The 17273-nt window shown below is 65.0% G+C and carries 16 protein-coding genes and 1 other RNA gene; 12 read left to right on the forward strand and 5 right to left on the reverse strand.

Annotation, left to right across the window (positions count from 1 at the left end):
• Positions 1 to 116 precede the first annotated feature (116 nt).
• The 3 genes from ACVMB1_RS39085 to tkt all read right to left on the reverse strand — a co-directional run bounded on the left by ACVMB1_RS39085 (position 117) and on the right by tkt (position 4643).
• Complete coding sequence (locus tag ACVMB1_RS39085) at positions 117 to 1313, reverse strand: phosphoglycerate kinase (RefSeq protein WP_141341967.1); 1197 nt, start codon at positions 1311 to 1313, stop codon at positions 117 to 119.
• A gap of 179 nt (positions 1314 to 1492) precedes the next feature.
• Positions 1493 to 2500 (reverse strand): type I glyceraldehyde-3-phosphate dehydrogenase, encoded by a 1008-nt coding sequence (gene gap, locus ACVMB1_RS39090; protein WP_016842563.1) that lies wholly within the window; start codon positions 2498 to 2500, stop codon positions 1493 to 1495.
• A 160-nt stretch (positions 2501 to 2660) separates the two neighbouring features.
• The gene (gene tkt / locus ACVMB1_RS39095) at positions 2661 to 4643 is read right to left on the reverse strand and encodes a transketolase (RefSeq protein WP_076825019.1); all 1983 of its coding nucleotides are present in this window, start codon (positions 4641 to 4643) and stop codon (positions 2661 to 2663) included.
• A 334-nt stretch (positions 4644 to 4977) separates the two neighbouring features.
• Between tkt and ACVMB1_RS39100 the strand changes: the two genes are divergently transcribed.
• The 5 genes from ACVMB1_RS39100 to ACVMB1_RS39120 all read left to right on the forward strand — a co-directional run bounded on the left by ACVMB1_RS39100 (position 4978) and on the right by ACVMB1_RS39120 (position 7681).
• Positions 4978 to 5298, forward strand: coding sequence for a DUF4164 domain-containing protein (locus tag ACVMB1_RS39100; RefSeq protein ID WP_018269681.1), 321 nt, complete (start codon positions 4978 to 4980; stop codon positions 5296 to 5298).
• A complete protein-coding gene (locus ACVMB1_RS39105) occupies positions 5295 to 5678 on the forward strand; it encodes a cell division protein ZapA (protein WP_028332812.1) in 384 nt (127 codons plus the stop codon). The genes ACVMB1_RS39100 and ACVMB1_RS39105 overlap by 4 nt, the downstream gene beginning before the upstream one ends.
• Before the next feature lie 265 nt (positions 5679 to 5943).
• Positions 5944 to 6104: non-coding RNA, 6S RNA (gene ssrS / locus ACVMB1_RS39110), on the forward strand.
• A gap of 171 nt (positions 6105 to 6275) precedes the next feature.
• Positions 6276 to 6854, forward strand: a complete 579-nt coding sequence (locus ACVMB1_RS39115; protein WP_057016202.1) for a 5-formyltetrahydrofolate cyclo-ligase — start codon at positions 6276 to 6278, stop codon at positions 6852 to 6854.
• Positions 6855 to 6856: 2 nt separating this feature from the next.
• Positions 6857 to 7681, forward strand: a complete 825-nt coding sequence (locus ACVMB1_RS39120) for a TIGR00282 family metallophosphoesterase (RefSeq protein ID WP_076825021.1) — start codon at positions 6857 to 6859, stop codon at positions 7679 to 7681.
• Positions 7682 to 7778: 97 nt separating this feature from the next.
• On the opposite strand, the gene ACVMB1_RS39125 is transcribed toward ACVMB1_RS39120, so the two are convergent.
• Both ACVMB1_RS39125 and ACVMB1_RS39130 read right to left on the reverse strand, forming a co-directional pair.
• The gene (locus ACVMB1_RS39125; protein WP_456849724.1) at positions 7779 to 9203 is read right to left on the reverse strand and encodes a methyl-accepting chemotaxis protein; all 1425 of its coding nucleotides are present in this window, start codon (positions 9201 to 9203) and stop codon (positions 7779 to 7781) included.
• 197 nt (positions 9204 to 9400) lie between these two features.
• Entirely contained in the window at positions 9401 to 11167 is a 1767-nt protein-coding gene (locus tag ACVMB1_RS39130; RefSeq protein ID WP_076825024.1) for a methyl-accepting chemotaxis protein, read from the reverse strand.
• A gap of 212 nt (positions 11168 to 11379) precedes the next feature.
• Between ACVMB1_RS39130 and ACVMB1_RS39135 the strand changes: the two genes are divergently transcribed.
• The 7 genes from ACVMB1_RS39135 to ybgC all read left to right on the forward strand — a co-directional run bounded on the left by ACVMB1_RS39135 (position 11380) and on the right by ybgC (position 17196).
• Positions 11380 to 12126 carry a YebC/PmpR family DNA-binding transcriptional regulator gene (locus ACVMB1_RS39135; protein ID WP_028332817.1) on the forward strand — a complete coding sequence of 249 codons (747 nt, stop codon included), beginning with the start codon at positions 11380 to 11382 and terminating at the stop codon, positions 12124 to 12126.
• 172 nt (positions 12127 to 12298) lie between these two features.
• Complete coding sequence (ruvC, locus tag ACVMB1_RS39140) at positions 12299 to 12826, forward strand: crossover junction endodeoxyribonuclease RuvC (RefSeq protein ID WP_076825026.1); 528 nt, start codon at positions 12299 to 12301, stop codon at positions 12824 to 12826.
• Positions 12823 to 13440, forward strand: coding sequence for a Holliday junction branch migration protein RuvA (gene ruvA / locus ACVMB1_RS39145; protein ID WP_038386561.1), 618 nt, complete (start codon positions 12823 to 12825; stop codon positions 13438 to 13440). The genes ruvC and ruvA overlap by 4 nt, the downstream gene beginning before the upstream one ends.
• Positions 13441 to 13633: 193 nt before the next feature.
• Positions 13634 to 14683, forward strand: coding sequence for a Holliday junction branch migration DNA helicase RuvB (ruvB, locus tag ACVMB1_RS39150; protein WP_057016206.1), 1050 nt, complete (start codon positions 13634 to 13636; stop codon positions 14681 to 14683).
• Between the two features lie 238 nt (positions 14684 to 14921).
• On the forward strand, positions 14922 to 15839 hold the full coding sequence (locus ACVMB1_RS39155) for a metallophosphoesterase (RefSeq protein ID WP_141341961.1): 918 nt from the start codon (positions 14922 to 14924) through the stop codon (positions 15837 to 15839).
• A gap of 189 nt (positions 15840 to 16028) precedes the next feature.
• A complete protein-coding gene (locus tag ACVMB1_RS39160; RefSeq protein ID WP_076825032.1) occupies positions 16029 to 16646 on the forward strand; it encodes a hypothetical protein in 618 nt (205 codons plus the stop codon).
• Between the two features lie 100 nt (positions 16647 to 16746).
• The gene (ybgC, locus tag ACVMB1_RS39165; RefSeq protein ID WP_076825034.1) at positions 16747 to 17196 is read left to right on the forward strand and encodes a tol-pal system-associated acyl-CoA thioesterase; all 450 of its coding nucleotides are present in this window, start codon (positions 16747 to 16749) and stop codon (positions 17194 to 17196) included.
• Positions 17197 to 17273: the final 77 nt, after the last annotated feature.

Consider the following 17273-nt stretch of genomic DNA (forward strand, 5'->3'; position numbering starts at 1 on the left):
AGTGCAAGTTCGTGGATGTGAAGCGCGATGAGCTCATTTTCATCGCGCTTTTGCTCTTTGTTTGAGCATGATCTCTTCGGAAACCCGCTTCACACTTTTCCGGATCATGCTCTGGATCAACGGTTTTTCAGAACTTCGACGCCCGGCAGCGGCTTGCCTTCCATCCATTCAAGAAACGCGCCGCCCGCGGTCGAGACGTAGGAAAAATCGCCGCCCACGCCCGCCTGGTTCAGCGCCGCGACGGTGTCGCCGCCGCCGGCGACCGAGATCAGCTTCCTGGCCTTGGTGCGTTCGGCGGCATGTTTGGCCGATACCACGGTGCCGCGGTCGAACGGCGTCAGCTCGAAGGCGCCGAGCGGGCCGTTCCAGACCAGCGTCGCCGCGTCGTCGATCGCGGCATGGATGCGCGCGATCGATTGCGGACCGACGTCGAGGATCATGCCGTCGGCCGGGATCGCATCGAGGCCATAGGCATGGGACGGCGCGTTGGCGGCAAACTGGTTGGCGACGACAGCGTCGACGGGGAGGATGATGGCGCAGTTGGCCGCGTTGGCCTTCTCCATGATCCGCAGCGCGGTCGGGGCAAGATCCTTTTCGGCGAGCGACTTGCCGACGGCGACGCCCTGCGCGTGCAGGAAGGTGTTGGCCATGCCGCCGCCGATCACCAGCGCGTCGACCTTGCTCACGAGATTTTCCAGGAGGTCGATCTTGGTCGAGACCTTGGCGCCGCCGATGATCGCGATCACCGGCTTGGTCGGCGCTTCCAGCGCCTTGCCGAGCGCATCGAGCTCGGCCTGCATGGTGCGGCCGGCATAGGCCGGCAGCTTGTGGCCGAGGCCTTCGGTCGAGGCGTGGGCGCGATGCGCGGCGGAGAAGGCGTCGTTGACCCAGATGTCGCCGAGCTTGGCGAGCTCTGCAACGAAGCCGGCGTCGTTCTTCTCTTCCTCCTTATGGAAACGCGTGTTTTCCAGGCAGAGGATGTCGCCGTCCTTGAGGGCCCCGACAGCGGCGGCCGCGGGCTCGCCGATGCAGTCCTCGGCGAAGGCCACCGGGCGCTTGATCACTTTCGACAGCGCTTCCGCGACCGGCTTCAGCGATTCCTTGGGATCGCGTCCCTTGGGGCGGCCGAAATGGGCCAGCAGGATCACCTTGCCGCCCTTGTCGGATATTTCGGTGATGGTGGGGGCCACGCGCTCGAGCCGGGTGGCGTCGGTGACGCGGCCATTTTCCATGGGGACGTTGAGGTCGACGCGCAGCAGCACGCGCTTGCCCTTCACGTTGACGTCGTCGAGGGTGCGGAACGATTTTGTCATGGGGGGTGTCGAACTCCTGGGGTCATTCCGGGGCGATGCGGAGCATCGAACCTCAGATGCGCAATTGCGCATCGGGGAATCTCGAGATTCCGGGTCTGGTCCTGCGGACCATCCCGGAATGACGGAGCGGCAAACACGCAGATGCCCGGCGGTGAGCCGGGCATCGCGAACAGTCGAACTTAAACCAGCTTGCCGATCGCGACGGCGGTGTCCGCCATACGGTTCGAGAAGCCCCACTCATTGTCGTACCAGGACATCACGCGCACGAAGTTGCCGTTCTGCACCTTGGTCTGGTCCATGTGGAAGGTCGACGAGTGCGGATCGTGGTTGAAGTCGATCGAGACGTTCGGCGCGTTGGTGTAGCCGAGGATGCCCTTGAGCTGCTGCTCGGACGCACGCTTCATCGCCTCGTTGATCTCCTTGACGTCGGTTGCGCGCTTGGCGACGATCTTGAGGTCGATCACGGAAACGTTCGGGGTCGGAACGCGGACCGAGACGCCGTCGAGCTTGCCCTTCAGCTCGGGCAGCACGAGGCCGATCGCCTTCGCGGCACCGGTCGAGGTCGGGATCATCGACATCGCCGCAGCGCGGCCGCGATAGAGATCCTTGTGCAGGGTGTCGAGCGTCGGCTGGTCGCCGGTATAGGCATGGATCGTGGTCATGAAGCCGGTCTCGATGCCGACGGTGTCGTTCAGGACCTTGGCGACCGGCGCGAGGCAGTTGGTGGTGCAGGAGCCGTTCGAGATCACCAGGTGATCCTTGGTCAGCGTGTCGTGGTTGACGCCGTAGACGATGGTGGCGTCAGCACCGTCGGCGGGCGCCGAGACCAGCACGCGCTTGGCGCCGGCTGTGAGGTGCGCGGAGGCCTTGTCCTTCGCGGTGAAGATGCCGGTGCATTCCAGCGCGACGTCGACGCCGAGCGCCTTCCACGGCAGCTTGGAGGGATCGCGCTCGGCCGAAACCTTGATCTTGTTGTCGCCGAGGCTGATCGTGTCGCCGTCGACCGTGACGGTGCCGGGGAAGCGGCCGTGCACGGAATCGAAGCGCAGCAGGTGTGCGTTGGTCTCGACCGGGCCGAGGTCGTTGATGCCGACCACCTCGATGTCCTTGCGGCCGGACTCGGCGATGGCGCGCAGAATGTTGCGGCCGATACGCCCAAACCCGTTGATCGCGACGCGGATTGCCATGCTCGTCTCCTCTAATGCTGTTGTCAGCCCCGCGGGAGCGCTCCCACGAGGTTTTTACGGCGGAACGCCCGGTTCGGCCGGGCGCGTACGGAAAAGATGGAGCTTAGGTAATCCTTTTTTGCGACAAGCTCAACCTTGGCCGACAGGTGTCAGGCCAGCGTCAGACGCGCTTCGTGGCAGCGTTAACGACGGCTTCAGCAGTAATGCCGAAATGCGGGAAAAGGTCCTTCGCCGGGGCGCTGGCGCCGAATCCGTGCATGCCGATGAATTCGCCGTCATGGCCGATCACGGCATCCCAGCCCCAGCGCACCGCGGCCTCGATCGCGATCTTGACTGGGGCGTTGCCGATAATGGCATTTTGCCGTTCGGCGGGCTGTGCCAGCAGCAATTCCAGCGACGGGACCGAGACCACCCGCGTCGCGATGCCGCGTCCGGCGAGCTGCTTCTGCGCCTCGACCGCGATCTGGACCTCGGAACCCGACGCGAACAATGACACTTTTGCGTCACCCTGCGCCGCGACCAGCTCATAGGCGCCGTGGCTGCACGGGTTGTCGTTCGGCGCCGTGGTGCGGAGCTGCGGCAGGTTCTGGCGAGTCAGCGCCAGCACCGTCGGTCCGTCGACGCGGTTGAGCGCCAGTTCCCAGCACTCGGCGGTCTCGACCGCGTCACAGGGACGGAACACGCGCATGTTGGGCATCGCGCGGAGCGCGGAGAGATGCTCGACCGGCTGGTGCGTCGGGCCGTCCTCGCCGAGGCCGATCGAGTCATGGGTCATGACATAGACGACGCCGGTGCCCATCAGCGCCGACAGCCGCATCGCGCCGCGCGCGTAGTCGGTGAATACCAGGAAGGTGGCGCCGTTCGGCGCGAAGCCGCCATGCAGGAAGATGCCGTTGAGGCACGCCGCCATGCCGTGCTCGCGGACGCCGTAATGGATGAAGCGACCCTTCGGCGTCTTGGCGCCGAACGCCGTCGCCGACTTCGCCTTGTTGTTGTTGGAGCCGGTGAGGTCGGCGGAGCCGGCGACGAATTCCATCGGCATCGCAGCCGCAATCACCTCGATCGCGGCTTCCGACGATTTGCGGGTCGCGACGTTGAGCGGATTTTCCAGGAGTCCCTTCTTGAAGGCGCGCAGCCCCTTGGCGAGCGACTGCGGCCGCTCGTGGCGAATGCGGCGTTCGAACTCGGCGCGCTTGCGGCTGCCGAGCTGCGCGAACTGCTCGTCCCAAGCCTTGTGCTCGGCGGCGCCGCGGGCGCCTGCCTCGCGCCAGGCCTTCAGCACATCGTCGGGCACCGAGAACGGCTCGAGCGAGATGCCGAGCTTCTCCTTGGCCGCCTTGAGCTCGTCGGCGCCGAGCGCTTCGCCATGCGCCTTGGCGGTGCCGGCCTTGTGCGGCGCGCCGTACCCGATCGTGGTCTTGCAGGCGATCATCGAGGGCTTGTTGGATTTCTGCGCGCGGGTGATTGCAGCGGCAATCGCCTGCGGATCGTGGCCGTCGATCAATTCGGCGGCCCAGCCTGCGGACTTGAAGCGCTTCACCTGATCGACGGAATCGGAGATCGAGGTCGGGCCGTCGATCGAGATGCCGTTGTCGTCGTACAGCACGATCATCTTGTTGAGCCGCCAGACACCGGCGAGCGCGATCGCTTCCTGCGAGATGCCCTCCATCAGGTCGCCGTCGGAGGCAAGCACATAGGTGTGGTGGTTGACGATCTTCTTGCCGAACTCGGCGGCCAGCATCTTCTCGGCGAGCGCCATGCCGACCGCGGTCGCGATGCCCTGGCCGAGCGGACCGGTGGTGGTCTCGATGCCCTTGGTGTGGAAGTTCTCGGGGTGTCCCGGTGTCAGCGATCCGAGCTGGCGGAAATGCTTGAGCTGGTCGAGCGTCATGTCCTTGTTGCCGGTGAGGTACAGCAACGAATAGAGCAGCATCGAGCCATGGCCGGCCGAGAGCACGAAGCGGTCGCGATCGGGCCACGCCGTGTCGGCCGCATCGAATTTCAGGAATTTCGTGAACAGGACGGTCGCGATGTCGGCGGCGCCCATCGGCAGGCCGGGATGGCCGGAATTCGCCTTTTCGACGGCGTCCATGGCAAGGCCACGGATCGCATTGGCCATACGGGTGTGATCGACCTGCGTCATGATGAAAAGTCCGCCTAAAATGAGGAGCTGATGCTGGACGCATCGGGCGGGCAGCCGCGATACGCGCGTGGATGGCCTTACGGGTTGGGGGTGGATTAGCACCTCAATTCCGCAAGTCCAAGGCGATGGAACGCCTCAAAACGGGGAAAAGTTGCCCGAAATCGCCCTATTTCATTCAACGGTGCATAGTTCTGCGCCGCCGTTGCGCTGGGCTCGCTTGCCACGTAAATTTCGTCCCGTAAACGCTTGCCGAACCGCCTGTTTTGCCGTGCGGCAGGCCTGTCTTCCGCAGGCTACCAAGGCCAACCGACTTGAAAGGTCCACGCCGCGTGTCATGAGTGATCGTCTCGCCAACGGGTCTGGCAATACCGAGGCACCGCTTGCCGATATCGATGCTGCGACCAAGCGGCTGATGGCAGCGCTTGATGCGCTGGAAAGCTCGGTGGAGCGGCGCCGCGAGGCTGACCGCGACGAGAACGAATTGGCGAGCCGCATCCAGGCGCTCGGCGCCGATCGCTCCAGGCTTGCCGACGAGCTCGACGGATCGCTGGTGAAGACGCGCAAGCTCGAGCGCGCCAATCGCGAGATCGCGGAAAAACTCGACGCGGCAATCGGCAGCATTCGCGCCGTGCTCGACGGCGGAGACAGCAGATGAGCCACATCAACGTCACCATCAATGGCCGGCAATACCGGATGGCCTGCGAGGAGGGCCAGGAGGTGCGGCTCCTAAAGCTCGCGGAAAATCTCCAGCAGCGCGTGGAATCGCTGCGCGGCAAGTTCGGCGAGATCGGCGATGCGCGGCTGACGGTGATGGCGGCGCTCACCGCCTGCGACGAACTGGTCGACGCCAGCGCACGCATCCGCAGCCTCGAGGAAGAGGTCGAGCAGCTGCGCAACGCGCGCGTTGCCGCCATCGACCGCGCCCGCGCGACCCAGACCGCGGTCTCCAACGCGCTCAACGCCGCCGCGGAGCGGATCGAGCGCACCACGCAGGTGCTCAACCGCACCATCGGCGGCGGCATCGCGATCGGGTGATCTATATTTTCCGGCATCGGGTGATCTTATCCTCCCCTGGAGGGGGAGGATCGACGCTCATGAAATGAGCGGCGAGGTGGGGTGACGGTCTTTCCACACGTGTAGCGCCCGCGTTGAGAGATCACCCCACCCCGGTTCGCATTCCGCTACGCTTCATGCGTACCGACCCTCCCCCTCCAGGGGAGGGTGGAGAGAAGTGCATGAGTCTCGGCTGCGTCTTCCTTACCGCTGGCGGATTGGGGCAACGATGGCTAGATTAGCCCCCGCGAAGCTGCGTCGTGCGTCAGGAGCCATATATCCCCGGGGCCTTATCGATCCTTTAGGGAACTGTCCCTGGCCGGGTCCGTGGACCCGGACATATGGTGCCCACCTACTTTCGTAGGGAACTCCGGGATCGAGCGCTCCAACGGCCTCTGCGGCTTCGCACTGATTTTTGCTGTTGCCTTGTCGTCGCGCTGCGGCGGTTGAATTGTCTAGCAGTGTTGTGCCCCGCGATACGGGTCGTCCAGCGCACCGCGGCCTGGCCTTAACGAAAGCTAGCGTCTCTGGGATGATGGATCGTCCGTTGTCGCGGACGACGACAGCGGAAGATGGATCATGCACGCATCTCCATCGAAGGCCGAGCTCCGGGCACTTGCTCTCGCCAAGCGCGATGCGCTGAGCGACGAGCAGCGCGCGACGGCTGCCGAAGCGCTCGCCAAGCGCGGCGCGCCGTTCGAGATCGCGCCGGGCATGATCGTCTCGGGCTATGCGCCGATCCGCAGCGAGCTCGATCCGGCGCCGTTGATGAAGAAGCTTGCCGACAGGGGCGCGCGGCTCGCGCTGCCCTGCATCAATGCGCGCGGCCAGTCGCTGACCTTCCGCAGCTGGTCGCCGCAGGACCGGCTGATGCTCGGGCCGCTCGGCATTCCCGAGCCGTCGCCGGCCGCCGCCGAGGTGCATCCGGACGTGATGCTGGTGCCGCTCGCGGCATTCGACAAGCTCGGTCACCGCATCGGCTACGGCGCCGGTTATTACGACTATACCTTCGCGCATCTGCGCAAGGCCAAGCATGTGATCGGGGTCGGACTTGCCTTTGCTGCACAGGAAACCAAGGCGATTCCGGCGCTGTCGCACGACGTCCCGCTCGATTTTGTGCTAACGGAGCGCAAGACGTTCGATTTCCGGAGTAGCTAGCCTTGCGAATTCTCTTCGTTGGTGACGTCGTCGGCAGGACCGGCCGCACCGCCATCGCCGACCACCTTCCCGGCATGATCAGGGACTGGTCGCTCGATCTCGTGGTCGTCAATGGCGAGAATTCCGCCGGCGGCTTCGGCATCACCGAGGCGATCTATCAGGAGCTGCTCGACGCCGGCGCCGATGCGATCACGCTCGGCAACCACGCCTGGAATCAGAAGGAGGCGCTGGTCTTCATCGAGCGCGCGCCGCGCCTGATCCGCCCGCTGAATTTTCCGCGCCATTCGCCCGGCCGCGGCGCCACGCTGGTCGATACCAAGAGCGGCAAGCGCGCGCTGGTCCTCAACGCGATCGGCCGCGTCTTCATGGAGCCGTCCTCGAACGATCCGTTCAGCGCCATCGAGCGCGAGCTCGAGGCCTGCCCGCTGCGCGAGGGCTGTGATGCCATCGTGCTCGATTTCCATGCCGAGGCGACCAGCGAGAAGCAGGGCGTCGGCTTCTTCTGCGACGGCCGCGTCAGCCTCGTGGTCGGTACCCATACCCACGTGCCGACCGCCGATCATCAGGTGCTGCCGGGCGGCACCGCCTATATGAGCGATGCCGGCATGACCGGCGACTATGACTCGGTGATCGGCATGCAGAAGGAGGAGCCGCTGCAGCGCTTCCTCACCGGCATTCCCTCCGGCCGTTTCGAGCCGGCGGGCGGCGTGGCAACACTGAGCGGCATCGCGGTCGAGACCGACGATGCGACCGGGCTCGCGGTGAAGGTCGCGCCGGTGCGCGCCGGCGGGCGGCTCGAGCCTGCGGTGCCGGGGTTTTGGACCTAGCGAGGAAACGTAGCCCCGGATGCAGCGAAACGAAATCCGGGAATCTCTCCGCGGTCGCATTGATCCGGATTGCGCTTCGCTGCGTCCGGGCTACGAACTACGACTGCCGAAAACCCATCCGGAATGCGCCCCAGTGGCGGCCGTTCACGACGATCGGCGATGACAGGTCCTTCATCAGCACGAAATTGCCGCCGCCCATGTCGCGGCGATAGGTTTGCAACAGGAACGGTTTTGTGTTGGCCGCGACCTTGCTCACCGCGCGATCGTTGAACAGGCGGCGGTTGCGGCAATTGGCGTTGTTCCACACCGGGTCCGGCCCCTGCGGCTGCCGGTAGTTCGGATTGTGGGTCGGCAGATAGCCGCTGCGCGCCCAGGCGACGCAGAACACGATGCGCGGATCGCTCTTCTGGATCGGATCCTGGATCGCGGGCAACACGCGGTCGGTGAAGGCGACGTAGTCGGTGAGATACTGCTTCGGATTGGTGCCGGCGATCTCGCGATAATTCTCGTCCATCAATTGCGCGAGCGTGATCTCGCCGCGCGCCACGGCATTCTCGAGCAGCTCCGAGATCTGCCTTGCGGTGTCGATCACGACGCGGATCAGCGGCGTGTCGCTGGTCTGCACGCCGCTGTCGGCGATGGTCACGATCAGGCTCTCGGAGAGCTCGAGCAGTTTCGCGACGCGGCTGTCGGCGTGCTTGAGGTCGCGCGAGGAGAGATCGACGCCCTTCGCCAGCTCGTTCAGCTCCGCGATCACGCTGTCGCAATGGCCGAGATTGGAGGTCGCGGCGCGCGCCACGCTGCCGATCTCGGCGCCGACGGATGAGAAGCCTTCCTGCACGCGCATGATGATGCCCGAAATCTGCTGGGCGCCTTCGCCGGCGCTCTTGGCGCGCAACGAGGCATCGCTGCTCTCGCCGATCAGGCTGCCGATCTGGCCGTCGAGATCGCGCACGGTGTCGGAAATCTGATGCGTCGCCTGGCGGGTTGCTTCCGCAAGGTTCTTGACCTCGCTCGCGACCACGGCAAAGCCGCGGCCGGCATTGCCGGCGCGCGCCGCCTCGATGGTGGCGTTGAGCGCCAGCAGATTGGTCTGCTTGGCGATTGCCTCGATCGAACCGGAAACCTTGGCGACCTGGCTCAGCGCGGAGCCGACCGCGGCGAGCCGCGCCTCGATCCGTCCGACCGCCGCGACGAGCTCCGCGATATGGCTGACCGCGGTCTCGACCACATGGCGCGACTCCGCGATCTGGCCGACCGCGGCGGATGCGGTCGTTTGCACCGCCTGCGATGCGTTGGCGATGTCGTGATTGGCGGCGACCATCGTCTCGGCCGTCGTCTGCAAATGATGGAAGCGCTCGGACTGGCTGCCGACGCGGTTCGCGACCTCCTGGACGTTGCCGGCGATGTCGGCGAGTTCCACCCCGAGGCCGCCGATGCGGTCGGCGAGCTGGTCCACCAGCCGCTCGGCCAGCGTTCGGTCCGATGACGTATCCAGAACTGCAAGCTGCGCGGCCGACATGTCGACGCTTCCTCCGTTACAGCGGCTCGTCGGCCGCCGCAGCATTCCCCATTCCAACCCTAAAGCGTGATTCGCGCTGCCGGTCTTGCCTGAGCGCGCACTGTGTAGCCCGGATGCAGCGCAGCGAAATCCGGGACTCCTGCCCGTGGAAACATGCATCCCGGATTACGCTTCGCTGCATCCGGGCTACGAAGCGTTCAAAGCTTGTAGGCGGTGCGGAACCCGCCCCAGTGCCGGCCGCGCACGCGGATCGGTACGTCGATCTCGCGCATCATCACCGTGTTGCCGCCTCCCATGTCGCGCGCATAGGTCTGGATCAGATAGGCGCGCTGGTTGCGGCCGGCGGCGAGGCCCGCGGCGTCGTTGAAGATGCGGCGGTTGCGGCTGTTGGCGGTGTTGTATGCCACGTCGCCCGGCCGCTGCGGCTGCGAGTAGAGCTTGTTGTGGACCGGCAGATAGCCGTTCTGGTCGATCATCACGCAGAATGCCATTCGCTTGTCCCTGGCGAGGAATGCGTCCTGGAACGCCGGCAGGGTGCGCTCCGCCCAGTCCAGCATTTTGGTGCGGTACTGCACCGGGTTGGTGCCTGCGATCTCGACATAGTCGGTGTCGAACATGTCGGCGATTGTAATCGCGCCGCTCGCCAGCCCGTTCTCGAACATCTTGCTCAGCGTGCTGCCGGCTTCGATCGCGCGGGTGACGAGCTCGGCGTTCTCCTCGTGGATCGCCCACATCCGGTCTTCGATTTTTTCGCGCAGCTCGGCCGTTGCCGCCTCGAAGCGGGCCTGGCTGCCTGCCTTGGAGCGCTCGCCGACCCGGATCCGGCATGCGCCGATCTCCTGCAATGTCGCGTTCAGGGTCTCCTGCACCGGCAGCTTCCCGGCATCGGGTCCGCCGATCAGAATGCCGTCCATCGCGATCTCGTAGACCGGCGCGGTGACGAGGCCGCGCGCGGTCGTGATCTCGATCTTGAGGCTGCAGGGCAGGCGCTCGTTCTTGCGCGGATCGCCGCGCTCGTCCTGGCGCAGCAGCACCGCGCAGCGCGCTTTCAGCTTCTGGGCGAAGGCGGTCACCGCCTTGCCGGCCCTGGCGACATTGTCGCCATGCGCGGCGGCTTCGCGCGTTGCACTGTCGATCTCGCCGGCGCTGGTGCCGACCGAGACGATGAAGTGCGAGGCGGAGGCGGCGTTCTGGCCCATCTCGCCGGTGATTTCATTCTGCTCGGCAACCGCGCCGTTGACGTTCTCGAACACCGGGCGGATCTTTTCGATCGCCTGGGAGATGCGATGCACCGCGTCCGCCGATCCGGTGGCGTCCTTCTGCAACGCCTCGATCTTGCGGGTGATCTCCCCGGTCGCGCTCTGGGTCTGCACCGCCAGCGCCTTGACCTCGGTTGCGACCACCGCAAAGCCCTTGCCGGCGGCACCGGCGCGCGCCGGCTCGATCGTCGAGTTCAGCGCGAGCAGCGTGGTCTGCCGCGCGATCTGTGCGATCAGATTGACGACGTTGCCGATCGCGGCCGAAGACTCGCGCAGGCGATCGACATTGGCGGTGGCCTCGCGCGCCGCGGCCGCGGCGTCGTCGGCGAGCTGGCTCGCGCTGCGCACCTGCGCCCTGATGCCCTCGGCGGAATGGGTGAAACGGTCGGCGGCTTGCGAGAACGTCGTCGCGGTGCTTTGCGCATCGCTGCTGCGGCCGGTCAGCGCATCGGTGCGGGCGCGGATCGTAGCGAGCTTGGCAGCCGTTGCCTCGGCGCCGTCGGCGACCGAGCTCGCGGCGCGTTCGAGCTGGCGGATCATCGCGCCGAGCTCGAGTTCCAGCAATTCCAGGATCTCCTTGGAGGAATCCTTGGCCGAATCAGTCTCGGTCGAGACCTCAGGGGCTGCGGCCGCGGTTGGAACCTGCGGCGCGACGGCCGGCGCACCCGGCTCCGGCACTTGCTTTCGAAACAAACCGAACGCCATGTGGGCTCTTTGGGGCTGTGGAAAGTTGCGGCGGGACGGGGCGATCCTCGCACCCGGGCATGAAGTCATGGTTAACAAGTGCCTCATATTCCGGCTTGCGGTAGTATTCCTCCGCCGGAGGGCCCCGCCGATCCTTTGATTTTGACCGTGAGGGGCCTATAAGGCCGCGTTTTCCATCCCTGTTCAGACCCTAAGCTCCGAAGAGACGTCGCATGGCCGGCCATTCCCAATTCAAGAACATCATGCACCGCAAGGGCCGGCAGGATGCCCAGAAGTCGAAGCTTTTCGGCAAGCTGGCCCGCGAAATCACCGTGGCGGCCAAGCTCGGCACCCCGGACCCGGCGATGAATCCGCGGCTGCGCGCCGCCGTGGTCGCGGCCCGCGCCGAGAACATGCCCAAGGACAATATCGACCGCGCCATCAAGAAGGCCGCCGGCAATGAAGGCGAGAACTATGACGAGATCCGCTACGAGGGTTATGGCCCCGGCGGCGTCGCCGTCATCGTCGAGGCGCTGACCGACAACCGCAACCGCGCCGCTTCCGATATCCGCTCCTTCTTCACCAAGTCGGGCGGCAATCTCGGCGAAACCGGCTCGGTCGCCTTCATGTTCGACCGCACCGGCATCATCGAATACGACGCCAAGGTCGCCTCCGACGACGCCATGCTGGACGCCGCGATCGAGGCCGGCGCCGACGACGTGGTCTCCAGCGAAGGCGGCCACGAGGTCTACGCCTCGCAGGACACTTTCCGCGAAGTCGCAAAAGCGCTGGAAGCGAAGTTCGGCGAGCCGCGCAAGGCGGCGCTGACCTGGAAGCCGCAGAACACCGTTTCGGTCGACGACGAGACCGGCGAAAAGCTGCTGAAGCTGATGGACCTGCTCAACGAGCATGACGACGTGCAGAACGTGTTCGCCAATTTCGAGGTGTCCGACGCACTGATCGCGAAGATGGGCGGGTAGTTTGCTTTGTCATTGCCGAGCTTGACCCGGCAATCCATCAAAAAGCAAAGGCTTCTATGATCGATGGATGCGCGGGTCAAGCCCGCGCATGACGATTGCGGCTATTGTGCTTTCCCGGGTATGAGGCTCCGTTTGTGTTTCGTTCTCCCGGCGCAGGCGGTATCACTAGCCCATGACATCCCAGCCGATTCGCTCTCCCGTCCGCATCATCGGTATCGATCCGGGTCTCCGCCGCACCGGCTGGGGGGTGATCGAGACCGAAGGCAATCGTCTCGTCTATATCGCCTGCGGTTCGGTCGAGCCGCCGGACGATCTGCCGCTGGCGAGCCGGCTGCTTGCAATCCATGAGGGGCTGGCCGCCGTGCTCGGCGATTACAAGCCTGTGGAGGCGGCGGTCGAGCAGACCTTCGTCAACAAGGACGGCGTTGCCACCCTGAAGCTCGGCCAGGCGCGCGGCGTCGCCATGCTGGCGCCCGCAATGTTCGGTATCTCGGTCGCCGAATACGCGCCGAACCAGGTCAAGAAGACCGTGGTCGGCGCCGGACATGCCGAGAAGAACCAGATCCAGGTGATGCTGAAAATCCTGCTGCCGAAAGCCGAGCCGCCGTCCGCCGACGCCGCGGACGCGCTCGCGGTCGCGATCACCCACGCCCATCACCGCCAGAGCACCGCGCTGCGGCTCAGGGTGGCGAGCCTATGATCGGCAAGCTGAAGGGCCTGATCGATTCCTATGGCGAGGATTACGTGATCCTCGACGTCGGCGGCGTCGGCTACCAGGTGCATTGTGCGAGCCGCACGCTGCAGGCGCTGCCGTCGCCGGGCGGCGCCGCCGTGCTCTCGATCGAGACCTATGTCCGCGAGGACCAGATCAAACTGTTCGGCTTCCGCAGTGATCACGAGCGCGAATGGTTTCGCTTGCTGCAGACCGTGCAGGGGGTCGGCGCCAAGGTCGCGCTCGCGGTGCTCGGCACGCTGCCGCCGACCGATCTCGCCAACGCCATCGCGCTGCGCGACAAGGCGGCGGTGGCGCGGACGCCGGGAGTCGGGCCGAAGGTCGCCGAGCGCATCGTCAGCGAATTGAAGGACAAGGCGCCGGGCTTTGCGGATGTCGATCCCGCGGTGGTGCAACTGTCTGGCGCGATCGACAACAACCGCGCGCCGCGTCCTGTCACCGACGCGATCTCGGCGCTGGTCAATCTCGGCTACGGCCAGCCGCAGGCCGCCGCCGCCATCGCCGCCGCCTCGCGCAGCGCCGGTGAGAAGGCCGAGACCGCGCAGCTGATCCGGCTGGGGTTGAAGGAACTGTCGAAGTGATCAGTGGATTGGAGCGCCTCTGTTCTTCACCTCGCCCCGCTTGCGGGGAGAGGTCGGATCGCATCGCCGATGCGATCCGGGTGAGGGGGTACAGGTCTCGACACACATTGCGCTCGCGGAAGCAGCCCCTCACCCCAACCCTCTCCCCGCAAGAGCGGGGAGAGGGAGAACAATCTCGTGTTAGTCTCGCATCATGAATACGCCCTCGCGCATGGTCTCGCCTGAACGCCGCTCCGACGATGTCGGTGACACCGCGCTGCGGCCGCAGTCGCTGACGGAGTTCGTCGGTCAGGCCCAGGCACGCAAGAATCTCTCGATCTTCATCGAGGCTGCGAAGAAACGCGGCGAGGCGCTCGATCACGTGCTGTTCGTCGGTCCCCCCGGCCTCGGCAAGACCACGCTGGCGCAGATCGTCGCGCGTGAGCTCGGCGTCGGCTTTCGTGCCACCTCCGGCCCTGTCATTGCGAAGGCCGGCGATCTCGCGGCGCTGCTGACCAATCTCGAAGAACGCGACGTGCTGTTCATCGACGAGATCCATCGCCTCAGCCCGGCGGTCGAGGAAGTGCTCTATCCCGCGATGGAGGATTTCCAGCTCGACCTGATCATCGGCGAGGGTCCGGCGGCGCGCTCGGTCAAGATCGAATTGTCGAAGTTCACGCTGGTCGGCGCGACGACGCGCGCAGGCCTGCTCACCAATCCGTTGCGCGACCGCTTCGGCATTCCGATCCGGCTCAATTTCTACACCGAGGAAGAGCTCGAGAAGATCGTCACCCGCGGTGCCCGCGTGCTCAATATCGGCATGAGTCCTGATGGCGCCAACGAGATCGCGCGCCGCGCCCGCGGCACGCCGCGCATCGCCGGCCGCCTGCTGCGCCGGGTGCGCGACTTTGCCTCCGCGGCGGACGCCGATTCCGTCGACCGCGGCATCGCCGACCGGGCGTTGAGCGCGCTCGAGGTGGACAGCGCCGGGTTAGACGCGATGGACCGGCGCTATCTCACCACCATTGCCTTGAACTATGGCGGCGGGCCGGTCGGCGTCGAGACCATGGCGGCGGCGTTGTCGGAGCCGCGCGATGCGATCGAGGACATCATCGAGCCCTATCTGATCCAGTGCGGCTATCTGCAGCGTACTCCGCGTGGCCGGCTTCTGACCTCGCACGCCTTCCGCCATCTCGGCCTCGCCGAGCCGAACCGCGATCCCTCGCAGTTCGGCCTGTTCGGCAGCAATGGCGACGAGGACTGACGCATGATCCGGAAGAGGGCGAAGCGGTTTTCATGCTCGAACAAAAGCCCTCCGCTCTCGAAGACGTGAAGAGACGTGTTGATGCGGCGCGTCGCGCCGCCGGTAACCTTGCCTGCTAACCATTGCGGCATCTCTGCAGGCTGTCTGCACAAGCACGGCCCAATTTCGCTCCAATCAAAGGGCCTATGATAGCCCAGAGTGTTTTCGACAAGCGCCAGGCATCACCGATCACACGTCCATGATTTCACGTCGTCATTTTCTGCGCGGGTTCGGCGGATTGACCGCCGCCACCGCTTCGACCGCGGCCTATGGCTTGAGCGAGCCGGTCGTCCGCCTCGCGCTCACGCGCTACGATCTGTCGCCGCGGCAATGGCCGGCGGATTTTCCGCTCAAGATCGCCGCGCTCGCCGACATCCACGCCTGCGATCCCTGGATGTCGCTCGATCGCATCGCTGAGATCGTCGAGCGGACGAACGGTCTGAACCCCGACATCATCGTGCTGCTCGGCGACTATGTCGCCGGGCTGCGCCACGTCACCCGCTTCATTCCGGCCTCCGACTGGGCCGCGGTGCTGAAGGGCCTGAAGGCGCCGCTCGGCGTACACGCCGTGCTCGGCAACCACGACTACTGGGAAGACAAGGCGGTACAGCGCCTGGGGCGCGGCATCCCGCTCTCGCGCCGCGCGCTGGAAGGGGCGGGGATTCCGGTCTACGAGAACGACGCGGTGCGGCTCGCCAAGGACGGCCGTCCGTTCTGGCTCGCCGGTCTCGGCGACCAGCTCGCCTTCATGGCGGCGCGGCCCTATCGCCAGGTCACGCGCATCGGCGTCGACGATCTCAACGCGACGCTTGCCAAGGTCACAGACGACGCGCCGGTGATCCTGCTCGCGCATGAGCCCGACGTCGCGCTCCGGGTGCCCTCGCGCGTCGCGTTGCAGCTGTCCGGCCACACCCATGGCGGACAGGTCCGGCTGCTCGGCTGGTCGCCGGCTGTACCGGTGAAGCACGGCATGCGGCTCGCGTATGGCCATATCAAGCTGAAATGCGACGTCGTCGTCTCCGGCGGCCTCGGCTGCAGCATCATGCCGTTCCGCCTCGGCGTGCCGCCCGAGATCGTGCAGGTCACGCTCGGCGCAAAGGGGCCAGTGGTGTCCTGAGCGCGCTTGCGTGGGCGAGAGCTGCGCATCGGATGCGGGCCGACGGCGGTTCCGTCGAAAGTAACTGCTGTATCCGTTCCGGTTCCGGAGTGGCGCCTTTCGACATGGCCGCGATGAAGGATGGTAAGTTGCCGCATATTTCTGTGGGCGGTACCCTTCACCCTAAGGTAGCGGGAGGGATTGCGCAAAATGCAGGATTGGTATCCCAAGAAGCTCGTCGTCGGCGTTCAGGGGACGACAGGCACCTACGAGTTCATGAAAACCGTTTTCGGCCGGGAGCAGCCGTTCCGTTACGCCGAATTTGGAATCTACATGGCGGATACCGCAAGAAACGTCTGCCAGCTGTTTCCCGAGTGTGAGCTGCATCTTTTCGATTTCAACGATGCGGTCCAGCGCGCGGAGACAAAGCTCAGCGCCTACCCCAACAAGATCTCATATTTCGGCAACACCCAGAAGTTCAACGATTCCTACAACTGGTCTCTCATGAAGCTGATCAGGCAGTATGAGGGCGCTCCGATCTATGATTATTGCTTTCTCGACGGCGCGCACACGGTCGCAGTCGACGCTTTGAACTACTTCTTGTGCGACAAACTGCTCAAGGTTGGCGGTTACATGGATTTCGACGACTATGAATGGCGTCTGAGGGGATCGTCACTCGATCCGACGAAAATTCCGGCAATCGGCGATCAATATACCGATGAGCAGATCGACGCTTTTCAAGTCAAGATGATCGTTGACGACCTGGTCAGAACAGATCATCGGTACCAAGAGGTCGTCAGAAACAAGGTATTCCAGAAGGTCGCCTGATCCAGATCGCCAGCCGATCCCAAGATTTCCCGACCGTGCTTGCGTCGGCCGGCGATTTTGCGCAATACGAACCAAAGTGTTGCGCAATCGGGGGCTGCAAATGACCTCACCCATTCTCGACGGCCAGATCCGCGAGGGCCGCCACCATATGCAGGTCCGCGTCTATTACGAAGACACCGATTTTTCCGGCATCGTCTATCACGCCAATTACCTGCGCTTCATGGAGCGCGGCCGCACCAATCATCTCCGCCTGATGGGCGCCGAGCAGCAGGCGCTGTTCGATGAAGCGCAGGAGGTGACCGGCGGCTTCACCTTTGTCGTGCGCTCGATGACGCTCGACTTCCTCAAGCCGGCGCGGATGGACGACGTGCTCGACGTCGTGACTTGGCCGATCGCGGTGAAGGGCGCCTCCATCATGCTCGCTCAGGAAGTCCGGCGCGGCGATGACGTGCTTGTGAAGGCCGAGGTCCGCGTCGCCTTCATCAGCGGCGGCCGCGCGCAGCCGATCCCGAAGGCTATTCGCGCGCTGATGAAGGCCGATCTGGCTTAGAGCGTTTTCGAGCGAAGTGGGTACCGGTTCGCGTGAAGAAAACGCGTCAAAACACGAATCCGGAGCCCCGTTCCGAT

This window comes from Bradyrhizobium sp. USDA 4504, from assembly GCF_054063995.1.